We start from the raw sequence: 16,850 nt of genomic DNA on the forward strand, positions 1-16,850 counted from the left end.
CACTGGTACTCGCGCTACGTTGGCGGGACACGAGCAGAGCCGGAGGACCTCGATGAGCACTGGGCGCGCGACCGACGAGACAATCGATACCGATGATCCCTACCTGTGGTTGGAGGAGGTCGGTGGGGACCGGGCACTCGACTGGGTGCGCGCCCACAATCAACCCACCGTCGACGATCTGACATCGGATGAGCGGTTCGCGGTGCTCGAGTCCGAAGCCCTCGAGATTCTCGACACCGACGATCGCATCCCCTATGTGCGCCGTCGCGGCGACCATCTGTACAACTTCTGGCGCGACGCGGCGAACCCGAAGGGACTCTGGCGACGGACCACACTTGCGTCCTACCGGACCGACGCCCCCGAGTGGGATGTGCTGATCGACGTCGATGCGCTCGCGGCAGCCGAGGACGAGAACTGGGTGTGGGCGGGCGCCACCGTTCTGCGGCCGGAGTACCGGCATGCGCTGGTGTCGCTGTCGCGCGGCGGTGCGGACGCGAACGTGGTGCGTGAGTTCGATCTCGAGACCCGTGACTGGGTCGACGACGGATTCGTCCTCCCGGAGAACAAATCCAGCATCGGCTGGATCGATCGTGACACCGTCTACGTCGGAACGGATTTCGGCGAACAGCCGGACGGGCACGGGTCGCTCACCACATCGGGCTACCCACGTGTGGTCAAACGATGGGAGCGGGGGACCCCACTTCGGGACGCGGTGACCGTGTTCGCGGGGGAGGTCGACGACGTCTCGGTCGGCGTCACGTTCGACAGCACACCGGGTTACGAGCGACACTTCGCCAGCCGCGCGACGGACTTCTTCAACGCGTTGCGATACGAGATCCGCGGCGACGAAAGGATTCTCGTCGACGTCCCGACCGATGCACATTCCGGCGTACGGCACGACTGGCTGTTCGTGATGCCACGGTCGGACTGGTCGGTGGGCGGTGTCACCCATGCCGCCGGTACGCTGCTGGTGTTCGACTACGAGGCCTATCTCGGCGGCGCCCGCGAGGCGACGGTCCTGTTCGCGCCGGACGCCCACACGAGTCTCAGCGACTACACGTTCACCCGCTCACACCTGATCCTGGTGACGCTGCACGACGTGCACACCGAGGTCTCGGTGCGGGAGCTCGGCACCTGGACGCCGGTCGAGATGTCGGGGCTCCCCTCACTGGCCACGATCTCCGTGCTCGACACCGATGCCGACGAGAGCGACGAGATCTTCTGGTCGGCAAGCTCGTTCACCACTCCCCCCAGCCTGCTCTACGGCGAGTCGGGCAAGGGGCCCGAGGTGATCAAGCAGTCACCGTCGTTCTTCGACGCCGACGATGTGATCGCCGAACAGCACTTCGCGACCTCTGACGACGGTACCCAGGTGCCGTACTTCGTCGTCCGGCGCAGCGGTGTCAGGTCGGGACCGACCCTCCTCTACGGCTACGGAGGTTTCGAGAACTCGCTGACGCCCGGCTATCTGGCGATCAGCGGCCGCAGCTGGATCGCGCGCGGCGGGATCTACGTCATCGCCAACATCCGTGGCGGCGGCGAGTACGGACCGTCGTGGCACACGCAGGCCCAGAAGGCCGGACGTCACCTCGTCTACGAGGACTTCGCCGCCGTCGCACGGGCATTGGTCGCCGAGGGACTCACCACGCCCGAACAGCTGGGCGCGCAGGGCGGATCCAACGGCGGCCTGCTGATGGGCGTGATGCTGACCCGCTATCCGGAACTCTTCGGCGCCCTCGTGTGTCAGGTGCCGTTGATCGACATGCGTCGCTACCACCTGTTGCTGGCGGGAGCCTCCTGGATGGCCGAGTACGGTGATCCAGACGATCCGGACCAGTGGTCGTACATGCAGCCGTTCTCCCCTTATCAGAACCTGCAGTCGGGTGCCGATTACCCGCAGATCCTGGTCACCACGTCCACCCGCGACGACCGCGTCCATCCCGGACACGCACGCAAACTGGTTGCCCGCCTGGAGGAACTCGGTCACGACGTGGCCTACTACGAAAACATCGAGGGCGGCCACGGAGGCGCAGCGGACAACAAGCAGGCCGCGTTCAAATCCGCTCTGGCCTACGAGTTCCTGTGGCGGACACTCGCCGGGAGATGACCCCACCGGCGCACGGTGTCCAGGGGATTCCAGGGTGTCGCGTGCCGCCCCTGCGCCATCGGATACCAGGCGAGTCCGACCAGCAGCGACGAGAGATGCCCGATCCCGGTGAAGGTGACGTCGAGCATCAGGGGCAGGCCGTACACCGCGAGGATCCCGATGAGATACACCCAGCGCCACGGGTATGCGATCCGGTAGGTGAGCACTCCCACCACAGCGGCCAGGAAGTAGCTCACGCCGACGTCGGTGACGTCGACCAGCGATGAGCCGGCCATCCCGTGGCGGATGGCCACGGCGAGGATGCCCTCGCTGACGTAGGTGGCGATCACATGTGCGCTCAGACCGACCAACAGCCAGCGCGGTGATCCCAACCACCGCTCGGCGGGCACGTGGAAGATGCAGAACAGGATCAGATAGGGCAGCCAGTACGATCCGTCGATCCAGAACAGACTGCTGACCAGTACCTGGATCGGGTCGGTCGACAGGTGATGCAGGTTGGTCGACCGCTCAACCAGGAGCCGGGCGAGTTCCTCGGGTGTCAGCGAGCGCTGGATGATCGTGGTGATTTGCAACGCCACCAACCATGCGAAGGTCAGTGGCGCGCCGCGGACGACGCGCCACACCTGAACGCAGAACACACGTGCGCGCGACACCCGCCGATTATCGTCGCGTCGGTCAGCGGCGGGCGGGCGATCGGCCGAAGGCCAGTCGTGCGACGAATCCGACGACCACCACGCCTGCCCCGACCGCACCGACGATCAGGGCCGCATGGTGCAGGTCCGCGACGGTGCCGTCGATGATCACCCTGGCCACCTCTCGGCCGGCATCCTCGGTGCCGTCGACCTCCTGCTTGGCGCGCTCAGCGAAGAAGATGCCGACAGCCCACGCGAATGCCGCGGAAGCGATCAATCCGACACCGAGCCATGCGAGTACGGTTCCGCGGCGCCGCGCGATGAGCAACGCCAGCACGCTCCCGGCGACCGCTGTCACCAGCGACCAGTAGGCCATCTCGGTGATCTGCCGGCCCACGTCGTGATAGCGCCCGGCCTCCAGCCCCGACCCGTCTCGGTTGAGCGGCACCAGGATCGGGCCCGTCACGCGGGCATCGATGTTCGTCTGCGCGATCACCCGATTCACCATGTCGGTGATGTCGAGCTGCATGACCGAGGTGTCACCGGTAGCCGGCGGAGGATCGAACAACCAGGCATGCTGCTGCGACACGACGTCGACGAAGTCGGCCTCGAACGCGTCGCTGTGGGTGTACGCACGCGCTGCCGGTTCCACCACCGCCGACGCCGCGGGGACGTTCACCCGCTCGGTGACCGACGACGCGATCTGGGTGGCGAGGTAGTCCTGGACCTTCTCGTCCTGGGCCATCGGCGTCACCGTGGTGACAAAGCCCTCTGGGTCGACCAGTCGTTCCTTCACCCAGAGTGAGGGGAAGGCCAACACGATCGCCGCCATCGCCACCAGTGTCAGGAGCCCGCTGAGGAATGTGCGCACAGCCACGAGGCTACCGAGGCGATCGACGGACTGTCGGGGTGGCTACTCCCCGACCAGATCGCGTGCGCGTCCGACGATCAGCGGGTCGGGTTCGCCGACGAAATCGTCGCTCTTGCCCTTGTAGTCGAAGAGACTCAGGACGTGGCGCATCGCGTTGATCCGGGCCCGCTTCTTGTCGTTGCTCTTCACCACGGTCCACGGTGCGTGATCGGTGTCGGTGGCCGCGAACATGGCCTCCTTGGCCTCGGTGTAGGCATCCCACTTGTCGAGCGACGCGAGGTCCATCGGCGACAGCTTCCATTGCCGCACCGGATCGATCTGGCGGATCGCGAACCGCGTGCGCTGCTCCAGCGGAGTCACCGAGAACCAGAATTTCACCAGGTTGATGCCGTCGTCGACGAGCATCTTCTCGAAGGCCGGGACCTGCTCGACGAACTGCGTGTACTGCTCGGAAGTGCAGAAGCCCATGACCCTTTCCACTCCCGCGCGGTTGTACCAGGACCGATCGAAGAAGACCATCTCCCCGCCCGCGGGCAGGTGCTGCACGTAGCGCTGGAAATACCACTCGGTCGATTCACGCTCACTCGGCTTCCCCAATGCGACGGTCCGCGCGCCGCGGGGGTTGAGATGTTCGTTGAATCGCTTGATGGTGCCGCCCTTTCCGGCGGCATCGCGTCCCTCGAACACCAGCAGGTGACGTTGCCCGGTCTGCTTGGACCATTTCTGCAACTTCAACAACTCGATCTGGAGATGACGCTTGGTCACCTCGTACTCGCGCCGGCTCATCCGCTCCTCGTACGGATAGTCCTGACGCCAGGTGTCGACCACATTGCGCTCGGGCAGCGTCAGCAGCACCGGGTCGTCGTCATCGTCGTCGTTGACGGCGAATGCGGTCACGTCGTGCAGGTCGACGAGTTGCTGGAGTGCCTCCCGGCCGTTGAGCAGACTGAAATCGGGGCCGACCTCGATGGATGTCCCCAGGGCAGGATCGTGTAACTCGGTCACGGTTCAACGATATGCGCAACGGCCGAACGGGGCGTTGCGACCGGGTGAAGCGAGCCGAACCTCAGTTGCGGAGGTCGACCGATCCCGAGTGGAGGCAGGCCTTTCCGGTGGTGCTGTCATATGCCGTGGCGAAGCCGCCCTGGCAGACGGCTCCGCCGGCGCCTGCGATGGCCTGCCCGCCCCAGCCGCCGATCGCGATGGTGGTGCCGCCCGCGCGGGCCTGGGCGAGGGAAAATGCCTTCGGGCCCGTCGTCACCGAATAGGAGGTTCCTCCGGTGGTGGCGCCTGCGAGTGCCGACGATCCCGGCTGCAGGTTTCGCGCATTCGCGTTGCCGCCCTTGTCCGCCACCGCGACCGCTGTGCCCGAATCGCTCGAATCCTCCGATTGTGCCCGGCTGCCCGGGCCCGCCTTCGCGCCGCACCCGCCGTTGCCGACGATGCGCTGGATCTGATGACCGTCGGCGGCGGCACACGTGGTCGCGGCGCCGGCAGTGGCACCGCCCGCAAGACCGATCATCCACGCCAGCGAGGTACCGCCGATCACCAGCGCCGCGGCTCGAGCACCGAACTTGTTGATACGCATAGAGATTGGCCTCCTCATTCGCCACGGATCGCAGAGTGCAGCAGCACTGACAGCAAGCGTACCCACAGACCGCCGAAAGGTGGGTCCCGGGTTGACGAAACGATCCCCGGCCGAGACCGGGGATCGTCGTGAGCGCCTGCGTCAGCCGGCCGCGCGGCGTTGCACCTCGGCCGTCAATCCCTTTCGAGCCGTGTCGACCGCCATCTTCTGGGCCCGCTTGACGATCATGCCCGGCAGTTTGATCTTCAACTCGACGTCGAGGGTGAACTCCACGTGCGAGCCCTCGCCGTCGGGGGTCACCACGTAGACACCGTGCTGTTCGCTCAGCTGGTTGGCCTCGATGAGGTCCCACGTGCACGAGTTCTCTGTCCAGGTGTAGGCCAGTGTCTGCTCGTCGGAGATGCCCGCCGCGGTGACCACCACGCGAACTTTCTCGGGCTTACCGTCCTCGTTCTCGCTGAGGACCTCCGCCTCCTTGTGCGGACCCGACCAATCCGGAAGGGACGGCACGTCCATCAGCACCTCCATCACGAGCGACGGCGGAGCAGCGACTTCGAATTCGATCTTCGCGGAGACAGCCATGGCAGAGAACCTACCGTGCCGGATGCGTGATGACGCACCCAACGCGACGATCGCGATCAGGCCTCCCGGTCGACCAGGTTGAGCGGCCAGGCCTCGTCCGGGATGTCGCGCAGGGTGCAGGCCTGATCCACTGCGGTGAACCAGCCGCGGAAATGGAGGATCTCCCCGATGACCGGGTTGCGGACGGTGGCGTCGCAACGGAAGCGCTGCCGCTTCTCATCCCATCCCTCGATGTATTTGAGCTGCGCGGAGAACAGACCTTTCATACCGACCTTCGGCCCGCGGCCCAGCCATCGCATCGGACCGCTCTCGAGCAGGAGTTCGCCCGCTCTGGTCACCGAGGGTTCGATCGGATAGAGCAACTCCGGTCCGTCGCCGAAATAGTCGACGAGCCCGCCACGGCCGGACACCAGCAGAGAATTGAGGTTGCGGGTCCCGGTGGTGTAGTTGAAGGCGCGCAGGACGGCGAGACACTCGCGACCGATCTCGTCGGCGTAGCAGTAATGTCCCTGCGTGAAGGGGACCATCCGACTCGACTTGGCGGGCAGTGCATTGCGCTTGGCGTAATGCCACCAGAACGGGGGCGGCAGCGCGGAGGAGATGTAGACGGACTCGTAGATCCCGGTGGCCACCTGAGCCACACCGGACGTCGAATCGATGCTGTACCGCCACGCCACGTTGGGGTGGAGAAGATCGAAGTCCGAACCGAGGATCTGCCGGTACACCGGCGTCATGACGTCTACCCTCCCCATCTCACTCGGGCGCCGACGTGATGTATACCACGTGGACGCATCCGTGCACTGAGAGTAGAACCTACGCGATCGTGTCGGGCCTGATGACGCCGGGCGGGGCGGTCAGTCGGCGGCGGCCTCGCAGAGACGTGCCAGTTCATCGATCACCCGGTCGAGCGGTTCGACGGTTCGCTGGGTCTGACAGAGCCCGACGGCACCCTCGATCGCCGCAATGATCAAGTGCGCCAGCGAATCGGCGCGGTGCACCTCGACGCCTTCGTGGACCAGTCGCGTCGAGATCAGTCGCGTCCAGCGGGCGAAGATCTGCTCGGCCTCGTCGGCGACCTGCGGCTCGGACCGTCGGGCGAGACCGCCCGCGAGCACCGGACAGCCGAACTCGAAGTCGGTGGCGACCAGCATGCGGCGCCAGACGTCGCCGATCTCGGCGACGGCCCCGGCCGGGGTGGCCGAACTCTCGCTGCTGATCCGGCCGGCCATGTAGTCGCCTGCGTGCCGCACGGCCTCGGTCATCAGCTGGGTCTTGCCGCCCGGGAAGTGGTGGTAGATGGACCCGCGAGGTGCCGAACTCGCGGCGATCACGTCGCCGATCGACGTCGCCGCGACCCCGTCTCGGCCGATCAGATCGGCTGCGTGCACGACCATGCGCTCGCGCGGACCGCGTTCGGCCGCACGCGGCCGCGACTCCTCGGGAGGCCTGGTCTCGGTGGGGTGCCCGTCTACCGAACTCATCACACTCCCTATGCAGGTCTTCATAATCGGTGGGTTCTATGCCATCCTACATAGTCATGAGCCCCGACATCGAGATCAAGGATCCGTCCGCCATGACCGGACTGCAGCTGCTGCGGACCGCCATGAGCGACCCCGACCCCGACCGTCCGGGCATCTGGCGACTCCTCGGCATGAGCGCCAAGGAGATCGACGAGGGCCGGGTGTCGTTCACCGTCACCCCCCAGGCCGACTTCGCCAACCCGCTGGGAACCGTGCACGGCGGTATCTGCGCGACGCTGCTGGATTCGGTGATGGGCTGTGCAGTCCACACCACGCTGCCGGCCGGGGTCGGCTACACGACCCTGGAACTCAAGATCAACTACATCCGGTCGGTGGCCGTGGACGCGGGTGAACTCACCGCGGTTGGCACGGTTATCCATGTCGGCGGACGCACGGCGACCGCCGAGGGAAAGGTGTTCGCCGACGACGGCAAACTCGTCGCGCACGGCACGACGACGTGCATCGTGTTCCGCTGAGACCCGCGATCCCCGTGACATCACGGTGGCCTGCGTGCGGTCAGGCGTCGAGGAACCTCTCCCGCAATCCCGCCTGGGCGTCGGCATCGACGCCGAGTCCATCGGCGAAGTAGTTCTCGATGGTGCCGAACCGGTGGTCGAGTTCGGCGAACGCGGCGTCGAGGTAGGCCTCCTGCACCCCGAGCAGGGGACGTAGCAGTTCGGGGTCTCCGCCTGCCGCCTCGAAGCCGTCGAAGACCGGCGCGATGGCGGGCAGGAACAGATCGTTGGTGAGCAGGTAGTCGCCGTAGACGCCGTCGCGGTCGACGCCCATGAGCGTGAGGAATGCGGCTGCCGCCCAACCGGTCCGGTCCTTCCCCGCGGTGCAGTGGAAGAGCGCGGGCGTGCCGTCGAGCAGACCACGGAACATCGCGCGATACGAGTTCAGCGCGCTCGGTAGGTTCACGAGTTCGCGGTAGGCCTCGATCATGCGCTCCACCCCGCTGCCGTCGGCGAGCTTCTCGTTGGCCGCCGCCACGGTGACCGGATCGGCGAGCACCTTGTCGAGATTGGCGGGCGCGCTGACCGATTGCGCGTCGGCCAGGACGTCGAGACGGACGCCGCGTACACCGTCGATCACCGGATCCGGTTCCGCATCCGATTCGGCGTCCGAGCGGAGGTCGTAGATCGTGCGGATGCCCAGTCCGGCCAGGTAGGCACGGTCGGACTCCGACGCCTTGTCGAGCGCCGCGGAGCGAAACAGTCGCCCCGTGACCACACGACGACCATCGGTCGTCTTCCAGCCCCCGACATCCCGCAAGTTGGCCACGGTGGTGAGTTCGATGTGCGCGACGGTCGGATCGGTCATGAGTCCATCGTGGCAGACCCGCCGCGGACAGGTGAGCGCACGCTCGGCGGAGAAGTGTGCCCGATCGACGGATCGGGGCCCGGCGGGCAACGCCGAAGGCCGGCCACCCGCGAGGGTGACCGGCCTTCGGTCTGGATGCGTTGAGAAGACGCAGGCTCGGATCAAGCGATCAGAAGCCCCATCCCTGACGGAGTCAGGTCAGAATCCCATTCCGCCCATCTCGTCGCCACCCGGCATTGCCGGGGCCGGGTTCTTCTCCGGCTTGTCGGCGACAACGGCCTCGGTGGTGAGGAACAGAGCGGCGATCGACGCAGCGTTCTGCAGCGCCGAGCGGGTGACCTTCACCGGGTCGTTGATGCCGCGGGCCAGCAGGTCCTCGTACTCGCCGGTCGCGGCGTTGAGGCCGGTGCCCAGCGGGGAGTTGCGGACCTTGTCGGCCACGACGCCCGGCTCGAGCCCGGCGTTGATGGCGATCTGCTTGGCCGGAGCCTCGAGCGCGACGCGCACGATGTTGGCACCGGTGGCCTCGTCACCGGTCAGCGACAGACCGGAGATCGCAGCCTCGGACTGCAGCAGGGCCACGCCACCGCCGGCGACGATGCCCTCTTCGACGGCAGCCTTCGCGTTGCGGACGGCGTCCTCGATGCGGTGCTTGCGCTCCTTGAGCTCGACCTCGGTGGCCGCGCCCGCCTTGATGACCGCAACACCGCCGGCCAGCTTGGCCAGACGCTCCTGCAGCTTCTCACGGTCGTAGTCGGAGTCGCTGTTCTCGATCTCGCTGCGGATCTGGGCCACGCGGCCGGCGATCGCGTCGGCATCGCCCGCGCCGTCGACGATGGTGGTCTCGTCCTTGGTCACGACGACCTTGCGAGCGGTACCGAGCAGCTCGACGCCCGCGCCCTCGAGCGAGAGGCCGACCTCTTCGCTGATGACCTCGCCACCGGTGAGGATGGCGATGTCGGCCAGCATGGCCTTACGACGGTCACCGAAGCCCGGTGCCTTGACGGCGACGGACTTGAAGGTGCCGCGGATCTTGTTGACGACCAGGGTCGACAGGGCTTCGCCCTCGACGTCCTCGGCGATGATCAGCAGCGGCTTGCCGGCCTGGATGACCTTCTCCAGCAGCGGCAGCAGGTCCTTGACGGTCGACACCTTGCCCGAGACGAGCAGGATGTACGGGTCCTCGAGGACGGCTTCCTGACGGTCGGCGTCGGTGACGAAGTAGCCCGAGATGTAGCCCTTGTCGAAGCGCATGCCCTCGGTGAGCTCCAGCTGCAGCCCGAAGGTCTGAGCCTCCTCGACGGTGATGACGCCTTCCTTGCCGACCTTGTCCATCGCCTCGGCGATGAGCTCGCCGATCGACGAGTCGCCGGCCGAGATGCCCGCGGTGGCAGCGATCTGCTCCTTGGTCTCGACCTCCTTGGCGCTCTTGAGGAGGGACTCGGTGACGGCCTCGACGGCCTTCTCGATGCCGCGCTTCAGACCCAGCGGGTTGGCGCCGGCAGCGACGTTGCGCAGGCCCTCACGGACGAGAGCCTGTGCCAGAACGGTGGCAGTGGTGGTGCCGTCGCCTGCGACGTCGTCGGTCTTCTTGGCGACCTCCTTGACGAGCTCGGCACCGATCTTCTCGTACGGGTCCTCCAGCTCGATCTCCTTGGCGATGGACACACCATCGTTGGTGATCGTGGGGGCGCCCCACTTCTTCTCCAGGACGACGTTGCGACCCTTGGGTCCCAACGTCACCTTGACTGCGTCGGCGAGGCTGTTCAGGCCCCGCTCGAGGCCGCGACGGGCCTCTTCGTCGAACGCGATTTGCTTGGCCATGGGTAAGTGATCCTCCGATAGGGGGTGACACCAGGTATCTATGGCCGGAACTCGGTGCCCGCGACGGACGACCGGTGTGTCATTCGGTACCGGTCTCACCGTCCCGACCTGGCACTCACAGCTTGCGAGTGCCAAGTTCGTTTTTAGCACTCGGCCGGGTCGAGTGCAAGGAGAGACCGGCTGGTGGGCTCGACGCGCCATCTCCGGTCATGCAGAAGAGGACGAAGTCCGCACCGGCGAACCGAGGCGACCATCGCACATGTGCAGCGTGCGATCCACGCCGCACCCCGGCGCCACCGACATCGAATCCAGGTCATGGCTGACGAGAACCGCGGCAACGTCACGCTCCCGCACGAGGGCGCCGATCAACTCGATGACGGCCCGACCGCGCTCGGTCTCCAGGGCGGACGTCGGCTCGTCGATCAGGAGCAGCGACGGCGAGCCCATCAGCGCCCGGGCGATGTTCACGCGCTGCCGCATGCCGCCGGACAACTCGTGCGGCCGACGCGACGAGGCGGCGGCGACACCGACTTCATCCAGCAGCGCGAGCGCCTCGTCCCGATACCGCGCCGGTTTCTGCCCGCGCAGATCGACGGTCAACAGCAGTTGATCCAGGGCAGTCAGGGAGGGCAGCAGGTTGTCGTGTTGGAACACGAACCCGATGCGGTCGCGCCGAATGCGGGCTCGCTCATCGGCGGATAGGCCGGTTGTCGAGATGCCGTCGATCTCGACCTGCCCGGAGTCCGGGGTCAGCAGAGTGCCGGCGACGGACAGCAGACTCGATTTGCCGGAGCCGGACGGCCCGGTCACGGCCACGAAGCTGCCGTTCGCGACGTCGAGATCGACGTCGCCGAGAGCGGTCAGCCGGCCGCGGCCGTCGGGGAAGGTCAACGTGACATCGGACAGCGAGAGACTCATGGTGGGCTCCTATCGGATCAGTCATGGGGTTCAGAAGAACTCCGGGTACGCGACGCGACGAGCGGATCACCGCGACATCGCGACTACCGGGTCGACAACGGTCACTCGACGCACTGCCAGTAGCGCGCCCGCGCTGCCGAGCACTGCCATCGCCACGACGGGCAGCGCGACGCCAACGCCGCTCAGCGAGATCGGGACGGTCGCCGCCGCGGCAGCTGCCAGACCGACCCCGAGCAGCACGCCGACCGTCTCACCGAGGAGCAGAACGAGCGCTGCCTGCCCGATTCCGTCCCGCAGCAGGTACCAGCGGCCGGCTCCCAGTGCGCGCACAACGGCGAGATCGCGCAGGCGCTGCACCGTCCACACAGCGAAAAAGGCGCCGACGACGAGCGTGGAGATCGCAAGCAGCATCGCTTGGATGGCCAGCAGCGACCCGCGCTCGGAACGGTAGCCGGGAACGGCGTCGGCAGCGTTCGACATCGGCATGCTCGTCGTTCCGGGAGCGTCGGTCGAGCCGCCGAACAGCACCACCGCACTCGTATTCTGTCCGTGCGAGAGCGCGCGCCAGGTGTCCATCGCCGTGTACGCGACCGGCGTGTGAGCATAGTCGCCGGCCGGGCCGATCGCATCGACCCGCAACCGCGTGGAGTCGACAGTCACCAGGTCGCCGACCGTCACAGCCAGCGCGGTGGCCTGCTCCCGCCCGAGCATGACACCGCCGGTTCCCGGCAGCCGACCGGTGTCGGGCGGGGGCGTCAGTCTCGGCCCGGCGCCGAATACGGCTGCCGTCGAGGTGATCCTGCCATGCCCGATCCGGGTCGTCGTCACGCCGAGTTCGGATGCGTCATCACCGCTCTCGTCGACGACCTGACCAACGGTCGGTGCGTCCAGCTCGCTCTGCGAGAGCGACGGGCCGTCCGCTCCGGCTGCGTCTCGGAGCACCAGGGTCTGCCCGGGTAACCTGCTGATGGCCGAGATCGACTGGTTCTTCAAGCCGCCCGTAAGCGCGGACAACGCCACCACCATGAACGTCATCATCGCGATGACGGCACCTATCAGGACAAATCGCCACTTGGCGAATCTGACGTCACGGATACCGATGAACACCGCACTCCCTTCGTCGTTGCTGACGTATCCAGCCTCGATCGGGCGGTCCCGGGACACATCGGCACACCGGTGGGTTCCAAAGGATCTTTCGGTCCACGCAGAAGTCCATCGAAAGTTGGAGGCGGCGTCCGGCGACCGCTGGGGATACTGGTGGGTGTGAACCCACCCTCTGGCCAGACGGAGCGTGCCCGCACGGGGCCGGATGACGAAGGAGTCCCGGAGGCCGACGACCACGTCTTGCTGGCGGGACATCTACTGTTCGCCGTGCTGCTCTCGCTCGGCGCCGTCCGGGCCGTACAGGCGTCATCCACACCGTTGGTGCCGATCCTGGCCACCGTCGTGGCCGCTGCCTGGTACTGCGCCGGAGCAGTGTGGGTCTCGCGCCGACGCGGGCAGATGGCCCAGCTGTGGTTGACCGGCCTCATCCTGATCTGGCTCGGACTCATCGTGATCTCCGGTGAGTTCGTGTGGCTGGCTTTCCTGCTCGCGCTACTGGTCTGGCATCTCTTTCCCATCCGGGCGGCGATCCCCATCGAGATCGCGATCGCGCTGGCCGCCGCGGTCGGGTTCACGGCACATCAGGAGCGCTGGGTCGCCGGAGCGATCTTCGGACCGGTCATCGGCGTGGCTTGCGCTGCGGTGATGACCGAGATCTACCAGCGACTACGAGCCCAGTCTGAGGAACGCCGACGGCTCCTCGACGAGCTCACGCGCACCCAGCAGGTACTGGCGGCACGTGAACGCGAGGCCGGTCGTCTGGCCGAGCGCGAGCGTCTCGCCGGGGAGATCCACGACACCGTGGGGCAGAGTCTGGCGAGCGTGATCATGTTGCTGCACGCGGCGCTCGGCCAGCCCGCGCCAGCGGATCGATCGGCGCAGCTGCGCACGGCACTCGACACCGCCACCGGAGCACTCGCCGAGACCCGGCGATTCGTCCTCGGATTGAACCCGGTCACGCTCGAGAGGGATGGCCTCACGAACGCTCTCCGGTCACTCGCCGACGACAGTTCCGCGTCCGGCTTGCGAACTGTCTTCGAACAACACGGAAATTCGCGTCCGCTACCCACCGCCGTCCAGGTCGCTCTGCTCCGCGCGGCGCAGGAGGCCCTGTCGAATGCTCGCCGCCACGCGGGGGCGAATTCGGCGACGATGACCCTCACGTATCAGTCCGACGAGGTCAGCATCGATGTCGTCGACGACGGGCACGGCTTCGACCCGACAGCCCACGACGGACCGCGCCGAGATGGGACAGGATACGGGCTCACCGCGATGCGTGGCCGACTGTCACAGCAGGGCGGCGACGTCAGTATCGAGTCTGGGTCGGGCACCGGAACCGCGGTACGAGCGAGGATTCCGGTTTCCGCCGCCGCCGAGGAGCTCGACGCGTGATCCGACTACTCCTCGTGGACGACCACCCGGTGGTGCGAGCCGGTCTCCGCGCTGTGCTCGCGCCCGTCGACGACATCGAAGTGACCGCGGAAGCCGGTACCGCGGCCGACGCGCTGGCCGCAGTGCGACGCGACGGCATCGATGTGGTGCTCATGGACCTGCGGCTTGGCCCGCGCGGAGACGGGGTTCAGGCAACAGAATCGATTCGGTCGCTTCCGGATCCACCCCGAGTGCTCATCCTCACGACATACGAGACGGACAGCGATATCCTGCGCGCTGTCCAGGCCGGCGCCACCGGATACCTGCTGAAGGACGCCGACCCCGACGACCTCGTCCGCGCCATCCGGTCGGCCGCCGCCGGAGAGACGGTACTCGCGCCGCCCATTGCGGCGCGACTTCTCGGCCGGATGCAATCGCCTGACACCGCCCTGACACAGCGCGAACTCGAAATCGTGGGACGGCTCTTGGACGGCGACTCCAATCGCGACATCGCACGGACGCTCACCATCTCAGAGGCCACCGTCAAGTCCCACCTCGTGCACATCTTCGAAAAGCTCGGCGTCGACAGTCGGACGCGGGTGGTCGCCGAGGCGCGTCGACGGGGACTGCTCTGACGGCGGCTCTGACAGGTTCGCGTCATTCGTGCGCATGGCCGAGGATGTCCGATTCAGCCGGTTACCGATAGGGTCGGGCGCGTGGAGATCCTGTTGATCGTCATCGTGGCACTGCTGCTGATCATCGCGGTAGTGGTCGTGTTCAACTTCCTGGGCAACCGCAAGCTCCGGCAAGCCGAGTCCGACGCGCTGCGTGACCGGGCGTACCGGCCCGGCGACCCGTTCTCGACGGCCGACGACGACGCGGTCCGCGGCGATCCCCGGCAGTTGAAGCCGAGCGACCTGGTCGAGATCCGCGGCGAGACCTTCGCGGTCCGCGGCACCCTCCGGCTGTCGCAGAGTGGTTTCGTCTGGACCGAGAACTTCCTGGACACCGGCACCGGCCAGAAGGCGTGGATCTCCGTCGAGGACGACCCGGACCTCGAGGTCGTCCAATGGCAAGAGCTGTCCGGTGTGACCGTGGTCCCCGGCCCTGCCACCCTCGAACTCGACGGTCGCCGGTATGTCTCCGACGAGTCGGGGTCGGCGGAGTTCACCTCGGCGGGCACCACGGGGCTGGCCGCCCGCGGGTCGATGCGCTATCACGATTACGAGGCTGGCGACGAGCGGCTGTCCTTCGAGGACTTCGGCTCCGGATGGGAATGTGCTCGCGGACAGGTGATCGAGCGCAGCGAGTACCGGATCTATCCGTCCGGCCCGGCGCCCGAATCGTGATGGGTCAGACCCGACTCCAGGTTCGCTACGCCGACACCAGTGCACGCCGGCTCACCTTCTCCCTGACCGCCGAGCTGCAGGAACCACTGGCGCGCTGCGACCGGCGGATCGGCGCGCGCACGCTGTCGCTCCGACTCCTCGGTGCGAGCCATCAGGTCGTGGTCGACGACGGCGTCCACCGGTTGTGCGAGACGGTGGCCTGCCTGCCCGGCATCGACGAGCCGCTCCCCGCATCCGTCGACACCGACGGATACACGTTCACCTCACGGATCGAGCCCTGCGAGACCGACCGGATGGAGTCCGTCGTCGGCGACCTCGACCGCCGCGTCGGCGACCACCTGGCCGCCGGTGCCCCCGCCGTGATGGGTCACTTCCCCGGCCTGCCACTGGCGATCACCGCGGTGATCGCCGCCGCCGCCGACGACGACGACGACACGATCAGCTGGCAGACCTGGCACACCTACCCGCAGAACTCCGAGCTCGTGGTGACCTCGAGCAAGCTGCGCCGGATTCCGGGGGCACATCGATGACCCAGCCCCCGCCACCACGGTTCCCGCCACCACCACCGGGCGGCGACGGCCCGCGCGGCCCCGCCCCGGGCGACGACCCCCGTCGCGGTCTGCACCGAACGCGCAACATCGTCATCGCGGTGATCGTGATCGTCGCACTCTTCGCAGTCGTCGCGACGTGCTCGGTGAGAACGGTCCGCAACGGCGGCGGCGACGTACGCAACTACATCACGTCGCACTACCAGCGCGACGAGGCCCACGACGAGGGTGACGTCGACGCCTACATCGCCGACGGCACCCCGACGACGGTGGCCGCCGAGTTGAGCGACGTGCGACGTCCGACCGACCAGCGCAGCGGGGACACCAGCAATCCGGACAATGTCGACGGCAGCCAGTTCCTGCAGTATCCCGACTACCTCATCGGTCTGTTCCCGCTGGCCGCCGCCCAGACCCGCGTCATGCTCAGCCGCGACTATCGGTCGGGTTACCACCACTACCACTCCTACGTCGGTGGATTCTGGGTTCCGACACCGAACTTCGGCGGATCGGGCAGCGGCTACCGGGGCGGCGGAAGCGGCGGGGGCGGCAAGTGACCGGACATGTTCAACCACCACACACCGGGAGAGAGACACCGTGATCCGAGACATCTTCGAGAATGCCTACGCGGCAGGCGCATACAGCTTGGCCGGGGTGGCCCTGATGGCGATCTCCTTCATCGTCCTCGACCTCCTCACTCCCGGCAGGTTGCGCGAACACCTGTGGGCCGAGCGCAATCGCAATGCCGGCATCCTGGTGTCATCGAATCTCGCCGGGATCGCGATCATCGTCACCGCGGCGATCGTCGCCAGCGAGGGCCGACTCGTCGAAGGTCTGGTGTACACGGCGGTGTACACCGCGATCGGGATCGCGGTGACGGCCGCGACATTCGCCCTCATCGACGTCGCGACGCCCGGGCGGCTCGGCGAGCTGCTGCTGCGCCCGGAACCCCACCCGGCAGTGTGGGTACAGTCGGTCGCCCATGTCGGCGTCGCCTTGATCGTCGCATCGGCGATTCTGTGAACGGCGACCCGTCGCCGTCGCATCCGTCGTCGTGAGCGGTCCGGACACGGTCACCTCCCCGGACGTCGACGGTTCAGTCGACTCCTGGTCCCG

Annotated in this window: 19 protein-coding genes; 8 read left to right on the forward strand and 11 right to left on the reverse strand. The window is 67.1% G+C overall.

All coding sequences use genetic code 11. The features are described from left to right. Positions 1-52 precede the first annotated feature (52 nt). Positions 53-2,107 (forward strand): prolyl oligopeptidase family serine peptidase, encoded by a 2,055-nt coding sequence (locus GTV32_RS12365; protein WP_161060569.1) that lies wholly within the window; start codon positions 53-55, stop codon positions 2,105-2,107. Here the strand turns inward: GTV32_RS12365 and GTV32_RS12370 are convergent. The 7 genes from GTV32_RS12370 to GTV32_RS12400 all read right to left on the reverse strand — a co-directional run bounded on the left by GTV32_RS12370 (position 2,071) and on the right by GTV32_RS12400 (position 7,174). After that, positions 2,071-2,760: a rhomboid-like protein gene (locus tag GTV32_RS12370; protein ID WP_343287308.1), complete on the reverse strand. Its 690-nt coding sequence runs from the start codon at positions 2,758-2,760 to the stop codon at positions 2,071-2,073. The two genes, GTV32_RS12365 and GTV32_RS12370, sit on opposite strands and share 37 nt — an antisense overlap. Positions 2,761-2,782: 22 nt before the next feature. Continuing rightward, the gene (locus GTV32_RS12375) at positions 2,783-3,610 is read right to left on the reverse strand and encodes a hypothetical protein (RefSeq protein ID WP_161060570.1); all 828 of its coding nucleotides are present in this window, start codon (positions 3,608-3,610) and stop codon (positions 2,783-2,785) included. A 42-nt stretch (positions 3,611-3,652) separates the two neighbouring features. Continuing rightward, positions 3,653-4,615, reverse strand: coding sequence for a polyphosphate kinase 2 (ppk2, locus tag GTV32_RS12380; RefSeq protein WP_161060571.1), 963 nt, complete (start codon positions 4,613-4,615; stop codon positions 3,653-3,655). Positions 4,616-4,676: 61 nt separating this feature from the next. Further along, on the reverse strand, positions 4,677-5,198 hold the full coding sequence (locus GTV32_RS12385) for a DUF6764 family protein (protein WP_161060572.1): 522 nt from the start codon (positions 5,196-5,198) through the stop codon (positions 4,677-4,679). Between the two features lie 141 nt (positions 5,199-5,339). Beyond that, positions 5,340-5,780, reverse strand: coding sequence for an SRPBCC family protein (locus tag GTV32_RS12390; RefSeq protein WP_161060573.1), 441 nt, complete (start codon positions 5,778-5,780; stop codon positions 5,340-5,342). Between the two features lie 56 nt (positions 5,781-5,836). Next, a complete protein-coding gene (locus GTV32_RS12395) occupies positions 5,837-6,514 on the reverse strand; it encodes a DUF4166 domain-containing protein (RefSeq protein WP_161060574.1) in 678 nt (225 codons plus the stop codon). 120 nt (positions 6,515-6,634) lie between these two features. After that, positions 6,635-7,174, reverse strand: a complete 540-nt coding sequence (locus GTV32_RS12400) for a TetR/AcrR family transcriptional regulator (protein ID WP_237421823.1) — start codon at positions 7,172-7,174, stop codon at positions 6,635-6,637. 125 nt (positions 7,175-7,299) lie between these two features. On the opposite strand from GTV32_RS12400, the gene GTV32_RS12405 reads away from it, so the two are divergent. Continuing rightward, a complete protein-coding gene (locus tag GTV32_RS12405; protein ID WP_161060576.1) occupies positions 7,300-7,776 on the forward strand; it encodes a PaaI family thioesterase in 477 nt (158 codons plus the stop codon). Between the two features lie 40 nt (positions 7,777-7,816). On the opposite strand, the gene GTV32_RS12410 is transcribed toward GTV32_RS12405, so the two are convergent. The 4 genes from GTV32_RS12410 to GTV32_RS12425 form a co-directional block, all read right to left on the reverse strand. Further along, positions 7,817-8,623, reverse strand: coding sequence for a tyrosine-protein phosphatase (locus GTV32_RS12410; protein ID WP_161060577.1), 807 nt, complete (start codon positions 8,621-8,623; stop codon positions 7,817-7,819). A gap of 198 nt (positions 8,624-8,821) precedes the next feature. Continuing rightward, positions 8,822-10,447: a chaperonin GroEL gene (gene groL / locus GTV32_RS12415; protein ID WP_161060578.1), complete on the reverse strand. Its 1,626-nt coding sequence runs from the start codon at positions 10,445-10,447 to the stop codon at positions 8,822-8,824. A gap of 207 nt (positions 10,448-10,654) precedes the next feature. Then, positions 10,655-11,365, reverse strand: a complete 711-nt coding sequence (locus GTV32_RS12420) for an ABC transporter ATP-binding protein (RefSeq protein ID WP_161060579.1) — start codon at positions 11,363-11,365, stop codon at positions 10,655-10,657. 66 nt (positions 11,366-11,431) lie between these two features. Continuing rightward, a complete protein-coding gene (locus GTV32_RS12425) occupies positions 11,432-12,529 on the reverse strand; it encodes an ABC transporter permease (protein ID WP_161060580.1) in 1,098 nt (365 codons plus the stop codon). Between the two features lie 99 nt (positions 12,530-12,628). Here GTV32_RS12425 and GTV32_RS24040 point away from each other — a divergent pair, with 99 nt between their 5' ends. The 6 genes from GTV32_RS24040 (at position 12,629) to GTV32_RS12455 (ending at position 16,757) form a co-directional block, all read left to right on the forward strand. Beyond that, positions 12,629-13,861, forward strand: a complete 1,233-nt coding sequence (locus GTV32_RS24040) for a sensor histidine kinase (RefSeq protein WP_161060581.1) — start codon at positions 12,629-12,631, stop codon at positions 13,859-13,861. Further along, entirely contained in the window at positions 13,858-14,475 is a 618-nt protein-coding gene (locus tag GTV32_RS12435) for a response regulator transcription factor (protein WP_161060582.1), read from the forward strand. Before GTV32_RS24040 ends, GTV32_RS12435 begins: the two co-directional genes overlap by 4 nt. A gap of 81 nt (positions 14,476-14,556) precedes the next feature. Then, positions 14,557-15,189, forward strand: a complete 633-nt coding sequence (locus GTV32_RS12440) for a DUF4178 domain-containing protein (protein WP_161060583.1) — start codon at positions 14,557-14,559, stop codon at positions 15,187-15,189. Next, on the forward strand, positions 15,189-15,719 hold the full coding sequence (locus tag GTV32_RS12445; protein ID WP_161060584.1) for a DUF2617 family protein: 531 nt from the start codon (positions 15,189-15,191) through the stop codon (positions 15,717-15,719). Before GTV32_RS12440 ends, GTV32_RS12445 begins: the two co-directional genes overlap by 1 nt. Next, a complete protein-coding gene (locus GTV32_RS12450) occupies positions 15,716-16,291 on the forward strand; it encodes a DUF4247 domain-containing protein (RefSeq protein ID WP_161060585.1) in 576 nt (191 codons plus the stop codon). The genes GTV32_RS12445 and GTV32_RS12450 overlap by 4 nt, the downstream gene beginning before the upstream one ends. A 40-nt stretch (positions 16,292-16,331) precedes the next feature. Beyond that, entirely contained in the window at positions 16,332-16,757 is a 426-nt protein-coding gene (locus GTV32_RS12455; protein WP_161060586.1) for a DUF350 domain-containing protein, read from the forward strand. The last annotated feature ends 93 nt before the right edge of the window (positions 16,758-16,850 follow it).

It is taken from the genome of Gordonia sp. SID5947 (assembly GCF_009862785.1).
GTDB lineage: Bacteria > Actinomycetota > Actinomycetes > Mycobacteriales > Mycobacteriaceae > Gordonia.

Coding starts and splice junctions, on each gene's coding strand:
- GTV32_RS12385 (WP_161060572.1), bottom strand. CDS start 5,198: ATGCGTATCAACAAGTTCGGTGCTCGAGCCGCGGCGCTGGTGATCGGC.
- GTV32_RS12450 (WP_161060585.1), top strand. CDS start 15,716: ATGACCCAGCCCCCGCCACCACGGTTCCCGCCACCACCACCGGGCGGC.
- GTV32_RS12365 (WP_161060569.1), top strand. CDS start 53: ATGAGCACTGGGCGCGCGACCGACGAGACAATCGATACCGATGATCCC.
- GTV32_RS12420 (WP_161060579.1), bottom strand. CDS start 11,365: ATGAGTCTCTCGCTGTCCGATGTCACGTTGACCTTCCCCGACGGCCGC.
- GTV32_RS12390 (WP_161060573.1), bottom strand. CDS start 5,780: ATGGCTGTCTCCGCGAAGATCGAATTCGAAGTCGCTGCTCCGCCGTCG.
- GTV32_RS12395 (WP_161060574.1), bottom strand. CDS start 6,514: ATGACGCCGGTGTACCGGCAGATCCTCGGTTCGGACTTCGATCTTCTC.
- groL (WP_161060578.1), bottom strand. CDS start 10,447: ATGGCCAAGCAAATCGCGTTCGACGAAGAGGCCCGTCGCGGCCTCGAG.
- GTV32_RS12405 (WP_161060576.1), top strand. CDS start 7,300: ATGCCATCCTACATAGTCATGAGCCCCGACATCGAGATCAAGGATCCG.
- GTV32_RS12445 (WP_161060584.1), top strand. CDS start 15,189: ATGGGTCAGACCCGACTCCAGGTTCGCTACGCCGACACCAGTGCACGC.
- GTV32_RS12410 (WP_161060577.1), bottom strand. CDS start 8,623: ATGACCGATCCGACCGTCGCGCACATCGAACTCACCACCGTGGCCAAC.
- GTV32_RS12400 (WP_237421823.1), bottom strand. CDS start 7,174: ATGGTCGTGCACGCAGCCGATCTGATCGGCCGAGACGGGGTCGCGGCG.